General features: G+C 74.2%; 21 protein-coding genes. 6 read left to right on the forward strand and 15 right to left on the reverse strand.

The window, feature by feature from the left end; all coding sequences use genetic code 11:
• Positions 1–3: 3 nt before the first annotated feature.
• The 4 genes from ACFPBZ_RS22865 to ACFPBZ_RS22880 all read right to left on the reverse strand — a co-directional run bounded on the left by ACFPBZ_RS22865 (position 4) and on the right by ACFPBZ_RS22880 (position 2,217).
• Complete coding sequence (locus tag ACFPBZ_RS22865; protein ID WP_378038410.1) at positions 4–414, reverse strand: VOC family protein; 411 nt, start codon at positions 412–414, stop codon at positions 4–6.
• Between the two features lie 85 nt (positions 415–499).
• On the reverse strand, positions 500–955 hold the full coding sequence (locus tag ACFPBZ_RS22870; protein ID WP_378038411.1) for a hypothetical protein: 456 nt from the start codon (positions 953–955) through the stop codon (positions 500–502).
• A 48-nt stretch (positions 956–1,003) separates the two neighbouring features.
• Positions 1,004–1,360: a VOC family protein gene (locus tag ACFPBZ_RS22875; RefSeq protein ID WP_378038412.1), complete on the reverse strand. Its 357-nt coding sequence runs from the start codon at positions 1,358–1,360 to the stop codon at positions 1,004–1,006.
• On the reverse strand, positions 1,357–2,217 hold the full coding sequence (locus tag ACFPBZ_RS22880; RefSeq protein WP_378038413.1) for a helix-turn-helix domain-containing protein: 861 nt from the start codon (positions 2,215–2,217) through the stop codon (positions 1,357–1,359). Before ACFPBZ_RS22880 ends, ACFPBZ_RS22875 begins: the two co-directional genes overlap by 4 nt.
• Positions 2,218–2,236: 19 nt before the next feature.
• Here ACFPBZ_RS22880 and ACFPBZ_RS22885 point away from each other — a divergent pair, with 19 nt between their 5' ends.
• The gene (locus ACFPBZ_RS22885) at positions 2,237–3,520 is read left to right on the forward strand and encodes an amidase family protein (RefSeq protein WP_378038414.1); all 1,284 of its coding nucleotides are present in this window, start codon (positions 2,237–2,239) and stop codon (positions 3,518–3,520) included.
• A 44-nt stretch (positions 3,521–3,564) separates the two neighbouring features.
• Here ACFPBZ_RS22885 and ACFPBZ_RS22890 read toward each other — a convergent pair whose 3' ends face one another.
• Entirely contained in the window at positions 3,565–3,945 is a 381-nt protein-coding gene (locus ACFPBZ_RS22890) for a thiol-disulfide oxidoreductase DCC family protein (protein ID WP_378038415.1), read from the reverse strand.
• A 23-nt stretch (positions 3,946–3,968) separates the two neighbouring features.
• Between ACFPBZ_RS22890 and ACFPBZ_RS22895 the strand changes: the two genes are divergently transcribed.
• Entirely contained in the window at positions 3,969–5,420 is a 1,452-nt protein-coding gene (locus ACFPBZ_RS22895) for a flavin-containing monooxygenase (RefSeq protein ID WP_378038416.1), read from the forward strand.
• Between the two features lie 45 nt (positions 5,421–5,465).
• On the opposite strand, the gene budC is transcribed toward ACFPBZ_RS22895, so the two are convergent.
• The gene (gene budC / locus ACFPBZ_RS22900; RefSeq protein WP_378038417.1) at positions 5,466–6,236 is read right to left on the reverse strand and encodes a meso-2,3-butanediol dehydrogenase; all 771 of its coding nucleotides are present in this window, start codon (positions 6,234–6,236) and stop codon (positions 5,466–5,468) included.
• A 224-nt stretch (positions 6,237–6,460) separates the two neighbouring features.
• Here budC and map point away from each other — a divergent pair, with 224 nt between their 5' ends.
• The 3 genes from map to ACFPBZ_RS22915 all read left to right on the forward strand — a co-directional run bounded on the left by map (position 6,461) and on the right by ACFPBZ_RS22915 (position 8,674).
• A complete protein-coding gene (map, locus tag ACFPBZ_RS22905) occupies positions 6,461–7,243 on the forward strand; it encodes a type I methionyl aminopeptidase (protein ID WP_378038418.1) in 783 nt (260 codons plus the stop codon).
• Positions 7,240–8,106, forward strand: a complete 867-nt coding sequence (locus tag ACFPBZ_RS22910; RefSeq protein ID WP_378038419.1) for an MBL fold metallo-hydrolase — start codon at positions 7,240–7,242, stop codon at positions 8,104–8,106. Before map ends, ACFPBZ_RS22910 begins: the two co-directional genes overlap by 4 nt.
• A gap of 118 nt (positions 8,107–8,224) precedes the next feature.
• On the forward strand, positions 8,225–8,674 hold the full coding sequence (locus tag ACFPBZ_RS22915) for an ester cyclase (protein ID WP_378038420.1): 450 nt from the start codon (positions 8,225–8,227) through the stop codon (positions 8,672–8,674).
• A 43-nt stretch (positions 8,675–8,717) separates the two neighbouring features.
• Here ACFPBZ_RS22915 and ACFPBZ_RS22920 read toward each other — a convergent pair whose 3' ends face one another.
• From ACFPBZ_RS22920 to ACFPBZ_RS22930, 3 genes are all read right to left on the reverse strand, one after another.
• The gene (locus ACFPBZ_RS22920) at positions 8,718–8,945 is read right to left on the reverse strand and encodes a helix-turn-helix domain-containing protein (protein WP_378038421.1); all 228 of its coding nucleotides are present in this window, start codon (positions 8,943–8,945) and stop codon (positions 8,718–8,720) included.
• Between the two features lie 123 nt (positions 8,946–9,068).
• The gene (locus ACFPBZ_RS22925; protein WP_378038422.1) at positions 9,069–9,806 is read right to left on the reverse strand and encodes an MT-A70 family methyltransferase; all 738 of its coding nucleotides are present in this window, start codon (positions 9,804–9,806) and stop codon (positions 9,069–9,071) included.
• Between the two features lie 68 nt (positions 9,807–9,874).
• Entirely contained in the window at positions 9,875–10,648 is a 774-nt protein-coding gene (locus ACFPBZ_RS22930; RefSeq protein WP_378038423.1) for a BglII/BstYI family type II restriction endonuclease, read from the reverse strand.
• A 68-nt stretch (positions 10,649–10,716) separates the two neighbouring features.
• On the opposite strand from ACFPBZ_RS22930, the gene ACFPBZ_RS22935 reads away from it, so the two are divergent.
• Positions 10,717–12,234: an ArnT family glycosyltransferase gene (locus ACFPBZ_RS22935; RefSeq protein WP_378038424.1), complete on the forward strand. Its 1,518-nt coding sequence runs from the start codon at positions 10,717–10,719 to the stop codon at positions 12,232–12,234.
• A gap of 33 nt (positions 12,235–12,267) precedes the next feature.
• Here ACFPBZ_RS22935 and ACFPBZ_RS22940 read toward each other — a convergent pair whose 3' ends face one another.
• From ACFPBZ_RS22940 to ACFPBZ_RS22965, 6 genes are all read right to left on the reverse strand, one after another.
• A complete protein-coding gene (locus ACFPBZ_RS22940) occupies positions 12,268–12,588 on the reverse strand; it encodes a DUF5313 family protein (protein ID WP_378038425.1) in 321 nt (106 codons plus the stop codon).
• On the reverse strand, positions 12,581–15,538 hold the full coding sequence (locus tag ACFPBZ_RS22945) for an FAD-binding and (Fe-S)-binding domain-containing protein (protein WP_378038426.1): 2,958 nt from the start codon (positions 15,536–15,538) through the stop codon (positions 12,581–12,583). Before ACFPBZ_RS22945 ends, ACFPBZ_RS22940 begins: the two co-directional genes overlap by 8 nt.
• Positions 15,535–16,797 carry an amidohydrolase family protein gene (locus tag ACFPBZ_RS22950; protein WP_378038427.1) on the reverse strand — a complete coding sequence of 421 codons (1,263 nt, stop codon included), beginning with the start codon at positions 16,795–16,797 and terminating at the stop codon, positions 15,535–15,537. The genes ACFPBZ_RS22945 and ACFPBZ_RS22950 overlap by 4 nt, the downstream gene beginning before the upstream one ends.
• Positions 16,779–17,468: a dipeptidase PepE gene (gene pepE / locus ACFPBZ_RS22955; protein ID WP_378038428.1), complete on the reverse strand. Its 690-nt coding sequence runs from the start codon at positions 17,466–17,468 to the stop codon at positions 16,779–16,781. The genes ACFPBZ_RS22950 and pepE overlap by 19 nt, the downstream gene beginning before the upstream one ends.
• 446 nt (positions 17,469–17,914) lie before the next feature.
• On the reverse strand, positions 17,915–19,639 hold the full coding sequence (locus ACFPBZ_RS22960) for a GMC oxidoreductase (RefSeq protein ID WP_378038429.1): 1,725 nt from the start codon (positions 19,637–19,639) through the stop codon (positions 17,915–17,917).
• A gap of 59 nt (positions 19,640–19,698) precedes the next feature.
• Positions 19,699–20,232: a hypothetical protein gene (locus tag ACFPBZ_RS22965; protein ID WP_378038430.1), complete on the reverse strand. Its 534-nt coding sequence runs from the start codon at positions 20,230–20,232 to the stop codon at positions 19,699–19,701.
• Positions 20,233–20,245 lie beyond the last annotated feature (13 nt).

Here is a 20,245-nt window from a genome sequence, read left to right on the forward strand (position 1 = left end):
CCCTCACTCCCCCGGCGCGGAGATGTTGACCAGCCAGGAGAACCCGAACCGGTCGGTGCACTGGCCGAACTCGTCGCCCCACATCTGCTTCTCCAGCGGGACGTCGACCGTGCCGCCGGCGGAGAGCCCGTCCCAGTAGCCGTGCAGCTCGTCGGCCCGGTCGCCCGACAGGCTGATCGTCATCGACGAGCCCGTCGACCGCTCCACCCCCGCAGGGGTGTCGGAGGCCATGAGGACGAAGCCGCTCGGGGTCTCGAGCTGGGCGTGCATCACCTTCGACGCCTCGGGGCCTTCGGTGCCCATGTCGCCGAAGGTCATCACGTTCAGCTCGCCGCCGAAGACGTCCCGGTAGAACTCCATGGCGGTGCGGGCGGTGTCGTCGAAGTGCAGGTACGGGTTGAGGTGGCTGCCCATCGGGGCCCTCCGGTGCTCGGGGACGTCGTGCTCGGGACCATCGGCCCGGGCGGCGGCGATGTTAGCGGCGTCACAGCAGGGCCCTCTACGGGCCGACGAACGCGAGGAGCCCGGCCTCGTCGATGCCGAGCCCGTGGTCGCCCTCGGTGTAGAGCCACGCGAGGGGCGGGCCGGGGCGCGGGGGATGGCGCAGGGCGCGCAGGAGCAGGACCCGGTCGCCGCTGTCGGCGACGCGGGAGACGACGACCGCCCACGGGGTGGCGCCCGGCGCCGACGAGCAGAGCTCGCGCAGCCCGCCGAGGTCGCCGCTCACGAGGGCGCCGTCGAGGCGGCGGACGGCGAGCGCCACGGGGTCGGGGAGCGCCCGGCCCGTGGTGTCGACGAGCACCGGCGAACCCGGCGGCAGCGCGGTCGTCGTGAAGGGGGTGAGGCTCACCGGCGCCGGGCCGGAGCTGGCCTGCTGCACGAGGGCGACGCCGACCCCGACCGTGGCGAGGCCCAGGACGACCACCATCGCCACCAGGACCGCGCTCGTCCGCACGGTCCGGATTCTGCCGGATACTCCCGTTCGCCGGGATGTGGCGACCCGTCAGGGTGACGGCGGGACCGGGCGGTAGGTGCCGAAGGACCAGACGTTGCCCTCGGGGTCGACGGCGGCGAACTCGCGCGAGCCGTAGTCCTGGTCGACCAGGCCCAGGACGATCTCACCCCCGGCGGCGACGACACGGTCGTGGTGGGCGTCGGGATCGGCGAGGACGAGGTAGGTGACGGCCCGCCCGGTGTCGAAGCGGTCGTCGGGCCGGCGGGGCCCGAGCAGGACGGCGCCGCCGTCCCAGAACAGTTCGGCGTGGCCCTCGGACACGTGTCCCGCGGTGAGGCCGAGGACGTCGCGGAGGTGGGCGGCGAGGGCGGGGACGTCGGTGCTGCGCAGCGTCGTGCAGATCATGCGGTGATCGTGGCGCTCCGGGGACGGTCCGTCTTGGACGTCGGGGACCCCGGTCCGGGCGCGACGGTCACGTCGGCCGGGTCGACCGCCACGGCGGCCCACTGCGCGACGTACTCCCGCGGGGAGCACCCGGCCAGGGCGGCGAACTCCCGGTCGAGGTGCGCGTGGTCGGCGAACCCGCAGCCCGCGGCCACGTCGGCGATCCGCTGCCGGTGCAGGCGGGCCCCGGGCGGCGGGACCAGCAGGTCGGCCGCGCGCCGGAAGCGCAGGACGCGACCGGCGACGGTGGGCGGGAGCCCGACCTGCGCCGTGAACCGTCGGGACAGGTGCCGTCGGCTCCAGCCGACCTCCGCGGCGAGCGCCCCCACCGCGACCCGGCCCGCCGAGGCGTCCAGGAGCGACCAGGCGCGGGCCACCTCCGGGTCGAGCGGGGCGGGGGCGGCCGCGAGGAGGTCCGTGAGCACGTCGGCGACGAGGGCGAGGCGGCCGGGCCAGGTGGGCCGGTCGGCGAGGCGCTCGTCGAGCCCGGCAAATGCGCCGCCGAGCTCGGGCAGCGACACGAGCCCGGGCAGGGGCGTCCCGAGCAGGCGCCACGCGCCGAGCGGGGTCAGGTCGGCCTGCACGCCGGCCTGGTGGCCGGCGAACTCGGTGACGGCCGCGGTGTCGGTGAGCCCGGCGGCGAACGATCCGACACGGCGCCCGTCGACCCGCAGCGGGTCGGCGATCCCGACGACGAGGGTGCACGTCGCGGCGGGGGCCTGCCGGCGGCGGACGGGCAGGTCGGAGCGCTCGTCGTAGGCCGCGAGGCGGCGCACCACGCCCCGCAGCGCGGGCGGCACGCGGCCGAGCAGGAACACGCACGCCATGATGCCGCGCATGACCGCCCTGCAGTCGGCCCGCGAGGCCGTCCGTCGCGCGCACGAGTCGCAGTCGACGCTCAACGCCTTCGTCTCGATCGACGGGCCGGGGGCCGAGGCGGCGGCGCGGGAGGCCGACCGGGTGGGCGGGGACTCGCCGCTGCACGGGCTACCGATCGCGCTGAAGGACGACGTCCAGGTCGCGGGCCAGGTCACCGGGCTCGGCAGCCGGGCGTTCACGACGGCCGCGACGGAAGACGGCGACCTCGTCGCGGCGATCCGGCGGGCCGGGCTCGTGCCGGTCGGGCGCACGACGCTGCCCGAGCTCGCGGCGTTCGGGGTCACCGACTCGCTCGCGCACGGCGTCACCCGCAACCCGCTCGGCCTCGGGTTCACCCCGGGCGGCTCGTCGGGCGGGTCGGCGGCGGCGGTCGCGGCCGGCGTGGTCGACATCGCCACCGCCAGCGACGGCGCCGGCTCGATCCGCATCCCGGCGGCCTGCTGCGGGCTGCCCGGGTTCAAGCCCTCGAGCGGCACGATGCCCTCGAGCGGCGGCTGGTGCGGCCTGTCGACCACCGGCTGCCTCACCCGCGAGCTCGACCTCGCGGCGTCGTTCCTTGACGCGGTGGGGACCTTCCCCGAGTCGCTGCGCGCCGCGCTCGACACCGCGCCGGGCCGGCTGCGGATCGGGGTGTCGACCGACCCGCTGCCGCTGGCCCCGCCCCTGGCCCTCGACCCGCACGTGGCGGGCGCCGTCCGGCTCGCCGCCGACCGGCTCGCCGACCTCGGCCACCACGTGCGGCCCGTCCGGCTGCGCGCCGACCGCGCCCAGACCGCGGCCCTGTCGGTCACCACCCGCATCCTGCGCGGCGTCTCGGAGATGGCCGCCGGGGCCGACCACCCCGACCTGCTCGAACCCCGGATCCGCGACCTCGCCCGGGCCGGCGGGCTGATCCCGCCGGCCGTGGTCCGGGCCGCGGTCGCCCACGGGGAGCGGCTCGGGAGCCGGCTGCTCGACGGGCTCGGGGTCGACCTGCTCCTCACCCCGACGATGCGCGGGCCGGCCCCGCGGGTCGACCGCTGGGGCGGACCGTCGGACAACGGCGTGGTGACCCTGACGTCGATGGGCCGCTTCTACGCCCACACGCCGCTGTTCAACCACACGGGACAGCCCGCCGTGTCGCTGCCGGTGGACACGGATGACCGGTTCCCGCGGGCCGTCCAGCTCGTCGCGGCCCGCGACCGGGACGCGCAGTTGATGTCGGTGGCCGGCCAGGTGATGGCAGCGATGGCACATCGCTGACGCTGGACGTCAGCGATGTGCCATCGCTGACACCGGGGCCGTGGTCAGCTCGCGCACTCCGCGGGGTGCGACTCGCAGTAGGGCGTCATCCCGGGGAAGCGGCTCCGGTGGTCGGCCACCCACCGGTAGACGCGCTCCTGCAGACCCCCGGTCACCCGGTACACGGTCGAGGGAATCCGGGTGCCCGAGACGGTGTCGAGCAGCGCGTTGACCGCCGCGGCCCCCTCGAGGCGCACCCCGTCGCGGCCCTGCCACTGGACGGCCTCCGAGCAGGTCGCGGCGTCCGTGCCGATCGACTCCGGCACCCCGGGCTCCTGGTAGGGCCGCATCTCGACGCGCCCCCGCCGGTCGAGCGCGCGCGCCCAGCCCACGCTGCGCGTGCAGAACCCGCACCTGCCGTCGAACACCAACAAACCGTCACCCATGACTCCTAGGTTAGGTTCCCCGCATGAGTCGGCGTGTGGTGATCATCGGCGCCGGGTTCGGCGGCATCGGGGCGGCCATCGAACTCCGGGCCCACGGCTATACCGACGTGACGATCCTCGACGCGGCCTCGGGCATCGGCGGGACGTGGCTGGCGAACACCTACCCCGGTGCCGCCTGCGACGTCCCGAGCCACCTGTACTCGTACTCCTACGCGCAGCGGCGCTCCTGGTCGCGCCTGTGCTCCCCGCAGCCGGAGATCCTCGACTACCTCCGTCAGGTCGCCCGCGAGCACTCGGTCGACCACCTGGTGCGGCCGGACACGCGGGTCAGCGCGGTGCGCTGGGACGACGAGGCCCACGTCTGGCACGTCGAGACCGACGCCGGCACCTACACCGCCGACGCGGTGGTGATGGCGACCGGGCAGCTCGCGCAGCCCTCGATCCCGTCGATCCCCGGCATCGACGACTTCGCCGGGCACGCCTTCCACTCCGCGGGCTGGGACCACGCCCACGACCTCACCGGGCGCCGGGTGGCCGTGATCGGCACCGGAGCCAGCGCGGTGCAGTTCGTCCCGGAGATCGCGCCCGTCGTCGGGAAGCTCTCGGTGTTCCAGCGGACGGGCAACTGGTTCCTCCCGCGCAAGAACATGCGTTACCCGAAGCCGGCGCAGGCGCTGCTGAAGGTCCCGGGCGTCCAGCGGCTGCGTCGGTGGGGCCTCAAGCGGCTCTACCTGGAGTCGCTGACGGCCTCGATCCGTCACCCGCGCACGGTGGGACCGGTGCTGCGGCTGAAGTCGCAGATCTTCATGCGGCACCAGCTGCGCGACCCGGAGGTCCGCCGCAAGGTCTGGCCCGACTACACCTTCGGCTGCAAGCGCGTGCTGTTCAGCTCCTACTGGCTCCCGGCGCTGCAGCGCGACAACGTCGAGGTCGTCACCGACTCGATCGAGCGGATCGAGCCCGACGGCGTCCGCACCGTCGACGGGACGCTGCACCGCGTCGACACGATCATCTGGGGCACGGGCTTCAAGGCGACGAGCTTCATGTTCCCCATGGAGGTCCACGGCCGCGACGGCGCCTCGCTGCGCGACGTCTGGGCCGACGGCCCGCACGCCCACCTGGGGATGACCGTGCCCGGGTTCCCCAACCTGTTCGTCATGTACGGCCCGAACACGAACACCTCGGGCGGGTCGATCATCGTCTACCTGGAGTCCCAGGCCCGGTACGTGCGCACCGCGCTGCAGGAGGCCGACCGGCGGGGCGCCGCGGCCGCCGAGGTCCGGCCCGAGGTCGAGGCGGCGTCCGACGCCGAGGTCCAGTCGAAGTTCTCGGGCACCGCGTGGCTGGCCTGCGACTCCTGGTACCGCGACGCGACCGGCCGGATCATCACCAACTGGCCCGGCTACATGCACGAGTACGAGAAGGCGACCGAGGCGATCGACCCGTCCGAGTATGTGTGGCTCCGCCACCCGTGAGCACTTTCCGGGGTCATGGCCCCGGAAAGTGCTCACAAGACGTAGTCACATGCGTGGCTGACCGTTCGAGGCCCCCAGGCCGCCGTCGACGGGGATGTGGGCCCCGGAGACGAACCGGGCGTCGTGGCCGGCCAGGAAGGCGATGACGTCGCCGACCTCGGCCGGGTCGGCGGGGCGGCCCATCGGGATGCGGTCGCGGAACTTGTCCATGACCTCGTCGTCCTCCCGGATCCCCTCGCTCATCTCGGTGGCGGTCAGCGAGGGGTGCACGGCGTTGACGCGGACGCCGTCGGCGCCGAGGTCGAGCGCCATGGCGTTGGTCAGGTTGACCACGGCGCCCTTGGCGGCGTTGTAGGCGGCCATGCCCCAGTCGCCGCCGGTGCCGGAGACCGAGCCGACGTTGACGATGCTGCCGCGGGTCTCCTTCAGGTGCGGGACCGCGGCCTTCGAGGCGTAGAAGACGCCGTCGACGTCGGTGGCCATGACCTCGCGCCAGGTGTCGCTGTCGAGGTCGGAGACCGTGCCGGGGCGCGCGATCGCCGCGTTGTTCACCAGCGTGTCGAGCCGGCCGTGCTCCTTCGCGACCTCGTCGACGAGCGCGGTGATCGCGGCCTCGTCGGAGGTGTCGCAGGGCTTGGCGACGACCGTCGAGCCGGCCGGGGCGTCGGCGACGATCGCGTCGAGCTTGTCCTGCGAGCGCCCGGCGATCACCACGGTGGCGCCGTCGGCGGCGAACCGGTGGGCCGCGGCGGCGCCGATCCCGGACCCGCCCCCGGTCACGATGACGACCTTCCCGCTGAAGCGGCCTTCGGACACGGGGGACTCCTTCGCTCAATGACCACGGACCCGGCCGGGGTGCCCGCTCCCGACGGAGGTGAACGAGGGCCGGGGCACAGCGCCGTCGGTTGTCCCCAGGAGTTGTCCACACTGGGGACCGAATGACACGGGTGTGATTCGTCCACAGGCTCCATCCACACTGTGGACGAACCACAGCGCTGTGATTCGGGCCCTCGTCGTGGGCATTGGCTACTGTCGCGTCGGTGAGACGACGCGTGACCATCGAGCTGAAGACCGCCGCCGAGATCGAGCTGATGCGCGAGGCCGGCCGGGTGGTCGCCCGCTGCCTGGCGGCCGTGCAGCAGGCCAGTGCCCCCGGGGTGACGCTCAAGGAGCTCGACACCGTCGCGCACGACGTGATGAACGACCACGGCGCCAAGCCCGCGTTCCTCGACTACCACCCGCCGTTCGCGCCCTCGCCCTACCCGGGCGTGATCTGCGCGAGCGTCAACGACGCGGTGGTCCACGCGATCCCCGGTTCCTACCGCCTCGTCGACGGCGACCTCGTCAGCATCGACATCGGCGCCTTCGTCGACGGCTGGTGCGGCGACGCGGCCGTCAGCTACGTGGTCGGCGACGCCGACCCCGCCGACCTCGCGCTCATCGACACCACCACGCGGGCCCTGCACGCCGGGATCGCGGCCGCGAAGCGCGGCAACACCCTCGGCGACATCGGCGCCGCCGTCGCGGGGGTGGCCCGCCCGAAGGGCTACGGGATGCTCGCCGACCACGGCGGGCACGGGATCGGGCGCGCGATGCACGAGGCGCCGCACGTCCCCAACGAGGGCCGGCGCGGCAAGGGCATGAAGCTGCAGCCCGGGCTCGTCCTCGCGATCGAGCCGATGCTGCACCGCGGCGGCGCCGACGACTACCGCCACGACCCCGACGGCTGGACCCTGCGCACCGCCGACGGCAGCCGCGCCGCGCACGTCGAGCACACGATCGCCATCACCGCCGACGGGCCGCGGATCCTCACCGAGCCGTGAGCCCCTGGTTCGCGGTCCGGCCCGTCGCGGCCGGGGTGTGGATCGTCGCCGAGCCGGGCCACGTCAGCTCCTGGCTCGTCGCCGGCCGCGACCGGGCCGTCCTGATCGACACCGGCCTCGGCATCCGCCCCGTCCGGGAGGTCGCCGAGGCCGCCTGCGGCCTGCCGGTGGACCACGCGGTCCTCACCCACCACCACCTCGACCACATCGGCGGGAACGCCGAGTTCTCCTCGGTCTCGGCCCACCGCACCTTCCCGACGAGCGCCGTGGCCACCGCCGAGCGGTCGTCCTACCTGGGCTACATGCGGGCCCTGCTCGCCGCCGCCCCCGCCTACCGCGACCTCGACCGGCGCTTCTTCCACCTCCTCGACGCCGACTCCGACCCCCGCGAGCTGCCCGTCGACGTCGAGCGGTGGGTGCGTCCCGGCCCCGACCCGGGTCCCGCGCCGGCCCCCCTCGACGACGGCGACGTGATCGACCTCGGCGGCCGCACGCTGACCGTGCTCCACACCCCGGGCCACAGCCCCGACTCGATCTGCCTGTTCGACGACCGCGACGGCGTCCTGTTCGCCGGGGACACCGTCAACACCGGCCCCATCTACGCCCAGGCCCCCGAATGCGACCTGGCGGACTTCGCGCGCTCGACCGCCCGGCTCGCCGGGCTCGACGCCTCGCTGGTGTGCCTGGGCCACTTCGGGCGGGCCCTCGCCGAGCCGCGCTACCTCCGCGACGTCGCCGAGGGCTTCGAGCGCCTGGCCGCCGGCGACCCGACGATCGAGCTCCGCGGCGGGCGCGACTGCGACGACGACGAGGTCCGCGAGGCCGTGTTCGACCGCTTCACGGTGCTGCTGCCCGCGCGGTGAGTCCCTGCCACTCGGCCGCCGCCGGGGTCGTGCCCTAGGGTCCGCTCCCATGTCGTCGAGCCCGGCAGGTCCGCCCGCACCCACCCCGCCCGGTCCCGATGCGTCTCCCGGGACGGTCGTGCGCTGGACGTTCGACGTCCTCAACACCCACCACGCGGCGCCGCTGCGGGCGGTGTGGACCGACGAGACCCGCGAGCGGATGCCCACCGCGACCTTCCGCGGGGCCGACGAGATCGAGGCCTACTTCGACGCGCTGTTCGCCGCCGTCCCCGACGTGACGTTCACGCTGCAGGGCATGGCCGAGCAGGGCGACGACGTCTTCGTGCGCTGGACCCTCACCGGCACCCACACCGGGGCGGCCCTCGAGGGCATCGAGCCGACCGGGGCCCGGGTCGACATCGACGGTGTCGACCACTTCACGGTCCGCGAGGGCAGGATCGTGTCGAACTTCGTGATCTACGACCAGATGCAGTTCGCGCGCCAGCTCGGTCTGCTCCCCGCCGACGGGTCGCGGATCGACGTCGGGATGAAGCGCGGCTTCAACCTGCTGCAGCGCCTGCGGGGCTGAGCCCCGCCCACCGGAGCCCGGGCACGGGCCCCGCGTACCGGGCCTACTCGGCCTTCTTGCGGGCTCGCCCGTGCGTGCCGCCGCGACCGCGGAACTCCACGCCGGCGTCGACGAGGAGGCGGCGGACACGGCCGATGCTGTATCCGGTCTCGGCGCAGATCTCTCGGATGCTCGCGCCCTCTTGGTAGCGCTTGAGCAACTCGCCCGACAGCTTCTCGCGGTCGGAGCCGGTCACCCGCTGGTTGCGCGCCAGGTCGGGGGTCTTCGTCATGGGCGGCATTCTCACCAAGAGTGGCTACGTTGCGCCAGAACCTGTCGGTTACGCGTTGGTTCAACGGTCGAAATCGGACTGTGAACGACGCAGAGTGCTCACACGGCGCGCAGACGAGTGACGCTAGGTCATGGGCGCGTCCGGTTGCGGGGCGGCCGCCCGGTAGGCCGGGTACTGACGACCGCGCGGGACGGTCTCCTCCGCCGCCTCGGCGCCCCACACCGTCCAGCCCTCGTGGGGGTAGCGGGCGAACATCTCGAGGTAGGGCCCGGGCGAGCACTCCTCGATGACCCGGTAGGCCTCGTCGGGCTTGCGGGAGTGCTCCCGCTTGACCGTCTCGATCATGTTCACCTGGCGGCGGGCGGGCGGCAGCGTGCGCATCGACCCCCGGACGCCGAAGAGGATCAGCTCGGTGACGTTGCGGAAGTAGAACCCGACGCCCCGCCCGTCGGGCCCGCCGTCCTTGCGGCGCTTGGCCCACACGAGGTTGGAGACGTAGCGGAACCCCCAGCCCTGCATCACCGCGAGTCCCTCGGGCAGCAGGGCGTTGGGCACCCACAGGTAGAGGTGGGCGTTGTCGGCGACCACGTCGGCGACGGGCAGGGCCGCGATGTCGGCGGTGGTCATCGTGTCGTACCGGTCGAGCCGACGGTGCTCCGGCGCGACCTTGCCGGTGCGGTTGGCGAACCGCCACGGCGGGTCGGCGTACACGCACGAGAACCCGCCCGCGATCCGCGGCAGCGGCACCGCGTCCAGCGGCGCCACGTCCACCCGCAGCGGGGCGGCGCGGCGGGGGCGGGCGACGGGCGGGGCCGTCCGGGGGTCGGCGGCCGTCTCGGGATCGACGGGGGGTGCGGTCACGGCGGGGACGGTAGCCGCGGGGTCCGACAACGGGCCCGAGCCCGCCGGGAGGTGATCGATCCGGTCGCTCATCCCGCCCACCCCTCGAGCACCGGCTGGTCGCCGTACGCGGGCACCGGGAGCGGCACCCCGCCCTCGTCGGGAACCCAGCACCGGGCGCTGATCGCGACCGCGAGCAGCGGGCACCCCCCGGCGTCCCCGCGCGTCATCCGCGACTCCAGCTTGCCGAGGTGCGTGGTGGTGGAGGTGGAGAACCGGCTGCGGACCTGCTCGTCGGACTGGCCGGCGGCCCGGGAGAGCTCGCGGGCGAGCTCGCGGAGGTCGTCGTGCGTGCGCGTGAGCAGGACGGCGCCGTCGATGAGGCCCGCGTCGTAGAGGCTGCGGTAGGCGCCGATGTCGCGGTCGAGGTTGCCGTCCTTCGCGTTCCACTCCACGTCGAGCGCGACCCGGCCCTTCACGTTGTCGACCTTGTAGCCCTCGTTGCGCACCTCGTCGGTGCGGACGATCACCTCGTGCTCCCCGGCCGGGGCCCACGGCTGCACCTGGAGCATCGAGCGCACCACGGTGTCGACCCGGCCCTCGCGCCAGCCGCGGGAGCGCAGCTCGGTGTTGAGGCGCGCCGCGAGCTTCGACTCGTTGCCCCCCGCCTCGGTGAGGTCGGCCGTGCGCAGCACGAAGGCGCAGAGCACCGAGCACATCTCGCCGAACTCCTCGGGCGCGGTGGCGGCGAGGATGGCGGCGGCGTTGCGGGTCTCGCGCAGCTCGAAGCGGTCGGCGAGCCCCGCGAGCACGGCGAGTGGCGCTCCGGGCACCGCGTGCGACCAGCTGTGCGTGAGCTCCACGCCGCGAGTCTCCCAAATCGCCCCACCCGCTACGTTGCCTGCTCAGTGCGACCCCCGAGGAGGCCGGATTGACCACGACGTCGAGCCCCCGCCTCCCCGGCGGCGCGGCCCCGGTCGCGGACCCCCCGGCCGTCGCCTGGCGCCCCCTCCTCGCGATGGCGGCGGGTGTCGCGGTGCTGCTCGGCGCCCTCTCGGCCCGGTACGGGTACTTCGGCGACGAGTACTACTTCCTCTCCGCCGGCGCCCGGCCCGCCCTCGGGTACGCCGACCAGCCGCCGATGCTCCCGCTGCTGGCGGACGCCCTGCACCGGCTCGCGCCCGGGAACCTCGTCGTCCTCCGGCTGCCCGCCACCCTGCTCACCGCCGCGGGGGTGGTCCTCGCCGCGCTGATCGCGGCCGAGTTCGGCGGCGGCCGGCGCGCCCAGCTCACCGCCGCGGCGGCCACCGCGATCAGCCCCTACCTGCTCGCCACGGGCCACCTGCTCGCGACCTCGACCGTCGACCCGTTCTGCTGGGCGCTCGCGCTGCTGCTGCTCGTGCGGTGGATGCGCCGGGAGTCCCGGGGCGACGCCGACGACCGGCTGCTGGTGTGGCTCGGGGTCGTGGTCGCGGTGGCGTTGTTCGACAAGGTCCTGATCCCGGTGCTGCTCGCGGCCGTCGCGGTGGGCGTCGTCGTCGCGGGGCCCCGCCGCCTGCTGACCCGGCCGCTGCTCTGGGTGGGACTCGGGATCGCGGTGCTGTCCACCGTCCCGACGCTGTTCTGGCAGGCGACCCACGGCTGGCCCCAGCTGCGGATGGGCTCGGTGGTGGCGGGGGAGTCGGCCCTGTTCGGTGACCGCTGGCAGTTCCTGCCGCGCGCGCTGTACTACGCGGGGCTCGCGCCGGGCGCGGTCCTGGCGGTGCTCGGGGTGTGGGCCCTGCTGCGGCTCGAGGCCCTGCGCCCGTGGCGCAGCCTCGGCTGGGCGTCGGTGCTGGTCACGGCGGTGCTGCTGGCCGCGGGCGGGCGGCCCTACTACCTCTCCGGGCTCTACGCGCTCCTCTTCGCCGCCGGCGCGGTGGCGGCCGGCCAGCTCGTCGGGTCCCGACGACGAGGCTGGTGGCGCTGGGCCCTGCGCCCCACCGTCATCGGGGTCTCCGCCGTGCTGACGGTGCTCTGGGTGCTCCCGGTGGGCCCGGCGTCGTGGCGGGCGCCGACCGAGTTCGAGACGATGGGCCAGATCGGCTGGGACCCCTTCACCGCCGGGGTGACCCGCCAGTGGCGCGCCCTGCCGCCCGGCACGGTGGTCGTGGCGTACTCCTACTGGTACGCGAGCGCGCTCGAGCACGAGGGCCCCGCCCACGGCCTGCCGCAGCCGGTCTACTCCACCCACCGCGGGTTCGGGTACTTCGACGTGCCGCCCGGGTCGGCCGACGCGCTGCTCGTCGGGGACGTGCCCTGGGCGCCCCGCTTCTGCTCCCGGCTGGTCCCGCTGCCGCCCTACGTGGGCCCGGAGGTCGCGCCGGTGAACGACCGCGTGCGGATGGCGCTCTGCACCCCCTCGGCCCCGTGGGCCCAGGCGTGGCCGTCGCTGCGCAACCTCGCCTGACCGGGTCGGAGGGCCCCGGCGACGAGGGCGTCCTCAGTCCTCGTCGCGCGCCAGGACGATCTCCGGCATGAACCCGTGCTGGTAGAGCCGCTTCTCCCGCAGCATCGGCGAGAAGATCGCGGCCATGAACATCGCGCTCACCAGGACGAACAGCGGGAGCGCGATGCGCAGCCCGAGGGGTCCGGGCAGCAGCAGGAGCAGCAGCGCCGGCAGGCACTGCACCATGGTCCGTGCGAGCTGGCGCAGGAACCAGGTGCGTGCCGTCAGGTCGTGCAGGACCCAGTCGGAGTACCTCACCGGCAGGCGCGCCCCGTAGGCGTAGGCGACCCACCGGAACGGCCCCGGTCTAGCCACGGAGTCCGAGCGTCTGCGCCGCGAGGCGGGCGAGGTGCGTCGGCTCGTGGCCGCCGTTCTCGAGCTGGCGGATCTGGGTGCGGCACGAGTAGCCGTCGGCGAGCACCGTGGTGTCGGCCGACGCCTCGCGCACCGCGGGCATGAGCCCGCTCTCCGCGCACGCCGTCGACACCTCGTAGTGCCCGTCCTCGAACCCGAAGTTGCCGGCCAGGCCGCAGCACCCGGAGTCGAGCACGTCGGCGGTGATCCCGAGGGCGGACATCACCGCGCGGTCGGCGTCGGTGCCGAGCTCGGCGTACTGGTGGCAGTGGATCTGGACGAGGGCCTTGCGCTCGGTGCCGTCGCTCATCTCCGCGAGCTGGTCGGTGTGGTCGGCCAGCACCTCGGCGAACGTGCGGATCGAGCGCGACGCGATGCCGGCCAGGTCGTGGTCGCGGCCCAGGACCTTCAGCGAGTCGCCGCGCAGCGCCGCGGTGCACGAGGGCTCCAGCCCCACGATCGGCACGCCGTCCTCGAGCCACGGCCGGATGCGCTCGAGCGAGCGGGCGATGACCTTCTGCGCCACCGACACCTGACCCGTGGTGACCCAGGTGAGCCCGCAGCAGACCATCTTCTGCGGGAGCTCCACCCGGTAGCCGAGGGCCTCGAGCACGGCGATGGCGTCGAGGGCCAGCTCGGGGTCGAAGGCCGGGGTGAAGGAGTCGGTCCAGAGCAGGATGCGGTTGCCGACGTCGGGCCGGGCGTCGCGCTGCTTGACGTCCATGAGCCGGCGCAGCGGCTTCGGCGCGAACGACGGGATGTCGCGCTGCGGGGCGATGCCGCCCGCCTTCTTCGCGATCGAGGCCAGCGCGGGGCGCTTCGCGAGCGCGTTGGCGATGCGCGGGGCACCCGGGATCTTCGAGGTGATCGCCAGCCAGGCCGGGAGCCAGCCCATCGACCAGTGCGACCGCGGCCGGTCCTTCGCGCGGCCCGCGTAGTGCTGGGCGAGGAACTCGGTCTTGTAGGTGGCCATGTCGACGCCCACCGGGCAGTCGCGGGCGCAGCCCTTGCAGCTCAGGCACAGGTCGAGCGCGTCGAGCATCTCGGTGGAGCGCCAGCCGTCGGGCATGAGCTGACCGGAGGCCATCTCGAACAGCATCCGGGCGCGGCCGCGCGTGGAGTGCTTCTCCTCGCCGGTGACCCGGTAGCTCGGGCACATCACGCCGCCGGAGGCGGTGATGCACTTCGCCACCCCGATGCAACGGCGGGTGGCCGAGGGGAAGCCGCCGCGGCCGGTGCCGTCGGGCACGCCGTCGTCGACGAAGTCGAGCTGGGTGTTCCCGCGCAGGGTGGGCTGGCCGAGGAACACCCGGATGTCGGAATCGATCTTCGGCGGGTCGACCACGCGGTTCGGGTTCATCCGGCCGTCGGGGTCCCAGGCGGCCTTGAAGTCGCCGAACGCCTGCAGCATGCCGGGGGAGTACATCCGCGACAGCAGCTCGGCGCGCGCCTGGCCGTCACCGTGCTCGCCGGACAGCGAGCCGCCGTGTTCGACCGCGAGGTCGGCCGCGTCCTCGAGGAAGCCGCGGAAGTTCTTCAGGCCCGCGGAGGAGAGCAGGTCGAAGTCGATGCGCACGTGCAGGCAGCCGTCGCCGAAGTGGCCGTAGTAGGCCCCGGTGCGACCGTGCTTGGAGAGCAGCGAGTCGAACTCCCGCAGGTAGCTGCCGAACTTGGCGGGCTGCACCGCCGCGTCCTCCCAGCCCGGCCAGGCCTCGACCCCGCCCGGGCCGCGCGTGACGATGCCCGACCCGTCCTCGCGGATCTTCCACAGCGACCGCATGGCCTTCGGGTCGCTGACGACCTTCGACTCGACCGTCGCGAACGCCATCTCCTTCGCGATCGCCTCGGCCTTGGCGTGGGCCTCGTCGCGGGTGGCGCCGCCGGTCTCGACGTAGAGCCAGCCCTTGCCCCGGGGCAGTGCCTCGTGGGTGCGGTCGTCGGGCCGGGCGCTGCGCAGCGCGCCGATCACGCCGACGTCCATCCCCTCGATGGTCAGCGGCGCGTGGTCGCGGATCGGGACGACGTGGTCGGCGGCCTCGTAGGCGTCGGCGAAGCCCAGGACGGCGAGCGCCCGCACCGGCGGGCTCTCGACCATGTCGACGGTCGCCGACAGGATCGTCACGCAGGTGCCCTCGGTGCCGACCAGCGCCTTCGCCAGGTCGAAGCCGTGCTCGGGCAGCAGCTGGTCGAGGTTGTAGCCGGACACGCGACGGGTGAGGTCGGGCGTGTCCTTGCGGACCATGGCCGCGGTGCGGTCGCGCAGGGCCACGAGGTCGCGGTAGACGCGCCCCTCGCTGCCCGGCAGGCGCGTCGCGGCGTCGAGCGCGGCGTCGTCCATCGGGCCGCCGACGTGCATCCGGGTGCCGTCGGCGAGCAGGACGTCGAGCTCGCGGACGTTGTCGACGGTCTTGCCCCACGCCACCGAGTGCGACCCGCAGGCGTTGTTGCCGATCATCCCGCCGAGCGTGCAGCGGTTGTGGGTCGACGGGTCGGGCCCGAAGGTCAACCCGTGCGGGCGGCCGGCGTCGCGGAGGTCGTCGAGCACGGTGCCGGGCTGCACCCGCGCCGTCCCCGACGACGGGTCGAGGTCGAGCACCCGGTTCATGTGCCGGTGGAAGTCGACGACGACGGCCTCGTTGATCGACTGGCCGCAGATGCTCGTCCGGGCGCCCAGGGGCAGCAGCGGCACCCCGTGGCGGCGCGTGACCTCGACGGCCCGCTCCACGTCGTCGGCGTCGACGGGCTGGACCACCCCGAGCGGGACGTGACGGTAGTTCGAGGAGTCGGCCGACCACATCGCGCGGGTGGCGGTGTCGAACCGGACCGCCCCGCGGACGGCGCCGGCGAGCTCCTGGGCGAGCAGGGAGGACGCTGCATCGGCGGTTCCGGGGCGCGACGGTGCCGTGGTCATGCCTCCATCATGGTTGCGGTCCGGATCCCGTGCAGGGTCGCCGTCGTCACGGTCTCCGCGACGAGGGTCCCGGCGCTGATCACGAACCGCCGCGGCACGCGGTCGAGCAGGGCGGTGTGGTGGTCCGCGCCGGGGGCGTCGAGCACGACGAGGTCCGCGCGGCTGCCGGGCGCGAGGTCGTGGCCCGGCACGCGGAGGAGCCCCGCGGCCCCGCTCGTGGCCAGGTCGAGCAGCCGGTCGAGCCCCTCGGGGGTGCCGAAGGGCTGGGTGTGCGCGGCGAGCATCGTGACGTCGAGCAGGTCGACCGTGCCGAACGGGGTGAAGGCGTTGCGGACGTTGTTGCTCGAGAGTGCCGTCGCCACCCCGGCGTCGAGCAGCTCGGCCACCGGCGCGGCCCGCCCCTGCAGGTAGAGGTCGGTCGGGGGCAGCACGACGAGGCCCACCCCGGCCTCGGCGAGCGTCCCGGCGAGCCGGCGCCGGCGCTCGTCGGGAAGGCCGGCCATCGTCGTGACGTGCCCGATCGTGGTGCGCCCGCCCCAGCCGCGCTCCGCGGTCACGGCCGCGACGTGCTCCGCGAGGTCCTGGCGCGGGTCGCCCGGGCCGGGGGCGAAGTCGGCGTGCACGTCGACGTCGACGTCGAAGCGCTCGGCCAGGTCGAACACGGTGCGGACGTGCTCGCGGCAGCCCTCGACGTCGTCCTCGGCGTAGCTGCAGCCGCCGATCACGTCGGCACCGCGGCGCATCGCCTCGACGAGCAGGTCGTACGTCCCGGGCCGGGCGGCGATGCCCTCCTGCGGGAACGCGACGACCTGCAGCTCGACGACCCCGGCCCAGCGCTCCTTCACCTCGAGCAGGGCGTCGATGCTCGTCAGCCCGACCGTGGGGTCGACGTCGACGGGCGTGCGCACCAGCGTGGTGCCGTGGCGGACCGCGCGGCGCAGGACGTCCTCGGCGCGGGCCACCACGTCGTCGTGGGTGAAGTTCTCCTTCGCCGCGGCCGTGGCCGAGACGGCGCCCTCCAGCGTCCCCCTATCGGCGAGCTCGCTTCTTTCCGGGCCCAGGAGCATCGCCTTGTCGAGGTGCAGGTGCGGTTCGACGAGGCCGGGGAGGACCGGGCGGCGGCCGCCGTCGATCGTCGGGACGTCCCCTCCGACGACGATCTCCGGTCCGATCTCCGCGATGCGGCCGTCGGCGACCCGGACGTCGACCGGTCCGTCGAACCCGCGCGGGAGGACGTTCGTCAGGAGGAGATCAGCCACGACAGGTCGGTACCCGCCGCGAGCTCGACCGGCTCCTCCCCGCGCCGGAACAGCCGCGCCGTGTTCCCGCCGAGGGCGAGCGTGTCCCCGGTCCGGTGCAGCCAGGCGCCCTCGCGGAGCCCGACGACCGGCCCGGGGTTCATCTCGTGGAACTCGTGGATGCGCTCCTCCCGGGTCTCGCCCTGGTGGGTGCTCGCGGGGTCGGGGTCGAGGTAGTGCGGATTCACGTGGAACGGGACGCGGGCGAGGGCGTCGAGGCCGCCCGGGTCGACGATCGGCATGTCGTTGGTGGTGTGGATCGCCGGTTGGGCGAGGTTCGTCCCGGCCGAGCTGCCCGTGTAGCGGGAGGCGTCGTTCGACCGCAGGGCGTCGAGGATCCCGAGCCGGCGGACGTCGTGGAGCAGCCGGAAGGTGTTGCCGCCGCCGACGAACACGGCCTCCGCGGTCGCGGCGGTGGCCGCCGGGTCGGGCTCGCGGTGCAGCGGGCGCAGGTCGACCCCGAGGGCCTCGGCCACCCAGGCGAAGTACGCGTCGTGGTCGGCGAGCGCGTAGGGCACGAACCACACGGTCCGGTCGCCGAGGTGCCCGGCGAGGACCTCGCGGGCGTGTGCGAAGGGGACCGCCCCGCCGGGCGGGCGGGAGTTCGACAGGAGCAGGACGTCGCCGGGCACGGGGTGCAGCCTCGCAGGGGCACCCGGTGGGCGAGGTGCCGGAGCGGGGTCGCCCGGCCCGGCCGCCCGTCGGAGTGTGGCCGAGTGGACCCTCATGGCTGCTGCGGCGTGGACACGTCGACGCTCCGGGTGCGCTGACCGTGTGCGCGACGCACACGGCCGGCGCGGGCTTCGTCCAGGCGTTCGTCGCGTTGTGCGGCGCACACGGTCAGCCGGGCTCGTTTGGGGCTGTCGTCGCGTTGCGTGGCGCAATGCGACCGGGACGGGGTTCTCTGCCTCCCGGCCGTGTGCGGGACGCAAGGCGGCGCGGTTCGTCGTCGGCCGGCCGTATCGGGTACGACGTCGATCGGGTCGGTGCCGGCGCGCGTGGCGCGATCGAGGATGGCGCCTGACTGACGTCCGGTGTCAGCGACGTGCCATCGCTGACACCACGGGAGGCGCCCGGCTCAGCTCCCCGCGACCGGCACGCGCGGCGGGACCGACGGCATCGGCAGCGACACGGTCCGCAGCGCCCCGGGGGCGTCGGCCGGGACCACGGGTGCCACCGGCGCGACCGGGGACAGGCGCTCGTAGGGCGCGCCCACCGGCGGGCGCGGGTCGGTCTCGCCCTTGTTCGGCCAGAACGCCATCGCGCGCTCGGCCTGCGCGGTGATCGTCAGGGAGGGGTTGACCCCGAGGTTCGCCGAGAGCGCCGACCCGTCGACCACGTGGAGGCCGGGGTGGCCGTGGAGGCGCTGGTAGGCGTCGATCACGCCCGACTCGGGGGTGGACCCGATCGGGCACCCGCCGATGAAGTGGGCGGTCATCGGCATGTTCACGGCCTCGCCCCAGGTGCCGCCCGGGTCGCCGTCGATGAGCTCGGCCATGCGTCGGGTGGTGGCGTTGGCGGCGGGGATCCACGTCGGGTTCGGAGTGCCGTGGCCCTGGCGGGACACGAGCCGGCCGAAGCGGCGGCGCACGGTGATCGAGTTGTCGAGCGACTGCATGACGAGCGCGATGACGGTCCGCTCCGACCAGCGGCGCTTGTCGAACGAGCGCACGAACCGGCCCGGGTGCCGTACCGCCTGCCCGGCGATCTTGAGGGCCCGGGGGACGCGGCCGCCGCCGTCGGTCATCAGCGTGGTCAGCAGGCCCATCGCGTTGGAGCCGTAGCCGTAGCGGCAGGGCTCGATGTGGGTGTCGGCGTCGGGGTGCCAGGACGAGGTGATGGCGACGCCCTGCGTGAAGTCGCGCGGCCCGCCCCGCTCCGAGGCCTTCCGCGACATCGCGCCCACCAGCGCCTCGGAGTTCGTCCGGGTCAGGTGCCCGAGCCGCGAGGAGATCCGGGGGAGCACCCCGGTGTCGCGCAGGCGATGCAGCAGCGACTGCGTGCCCCAGGTGCCGGCGGAGAAGATCACCTCGTCGGCGGTGAACACCTCGCGCCGCCGCCGGTGCCGCCGCGTCGGGCGGGTGACCACCTCGTAGCCCCCGGACGGCCGGGGGCGGACGGAGAGCACCGTCGTCTCCGGGTGCACCGTCGCGCCCGCGCGCTCGGCGAGACCGAGGTAGTTGCGGTCGAGGGTGTTCTTGGCGTCGTGGCGGCAGCCCGTCATGCACTCGCCGCACTCGAGACAGCCGGTGCGGTCGGGGCCGGCGCCGCCGAAGAACGGGTCGGGCACCGTGACGCCGGGACCCTCGCCGAAGTAGACGCCGACCTGCGTCGGGGTCACGGTGTCCTCGCGGCCCCACTCGCGCGCGACCTGGCGCATGACCTCGTCCGACGGCGTCACCGACGGCTGCGTGACCACGCCGAGCATCCGTTGCGCCTGCTCGTAGAACGGGTCGAGCTCGCTGCGCCAGTCGGTGATGTCGGCCCACTGCGGGTCGCGGTAGAAGGAGTCCGACGAGGGCTGGTAGAGCGTGTTCGCGTAGTTCAGCGACCCGCCGCCGACCCCGGCACCCGCGAGCACCACGACGTCGCGCAGCAGGTGGATCCGCTGGATGCCGTAGCACCCGAGCGCGGGGGCCCACAGGAAGTTCCGCACGTCCCACGACGTCGAGGGCAGGGTCTCGGGCGTGAACCGGCGCCCCGCCTCGAGCACCCCGACCCGGTAGCCCTTCTCGGTCAGACGCAGCGCCGAGACGCTCCCGCCGAAGCCGGACCCGATGACCAGGACGTCGTAGTGCTGCACCCGGACACGTTAACGCCCGGGTAGCTGTGACGCCAGGTCACACGTACAGGGTGTCCCTGCTACCGGGCTCCGGCGCGAGCGCCCTGGGGGAGCCAGCGCCGGGTCTCCTCGTCGAGGAGCTCGCGCAGCACCGCCGCGTTGCCCGGCGCCACCGGGGCCCCGTCCTTGAACTGGCGGCCGCGGGCACCGACGTAGGGCGCGCTCGGCTTCCAGTCGGGGTGCGCCATGATCGTCTCGGCGGTCACCCGGTCCTCCTCGGGGATCACCGCGATGACGCCCTCGGCGTACCACTCGACCTCGTTGGTGGGTCCGGTGCGCGAGTACGGGTTGCTGTCGAAGGCGACCACGGCGGCGATCCGGCCGCGGCCGGTCCACTCCTGGACCCACCCGACGGTGCCCGGGCCCACGCGCTTCTCACGCGAGTGCGAGACGGCGAGCTTCCACGCGATGCGCGACCCGGTGCGCTCCCCGTCCAGGTCCCAGCGCTCGCCGGACGAGCGGACCCACGCCGCGTCGTCCTCGGGCTCGGGCGTCGGGTTCCAGGCGAGCATGACGTCGGGCAGCACCTCGAAGCGATCGGAACGACTGGCCACGGACGGCCTCCCA

This window comes from Actinomycetospora atypica (assembly GCF_042653685.1).
Classification (GTDB): Bacteria; Actinomycetota; Actinomycetes; order Mycobacteriales; family Pseudonocardiaceae; genus Actinomycetospora; species Actinomycetospora atypica.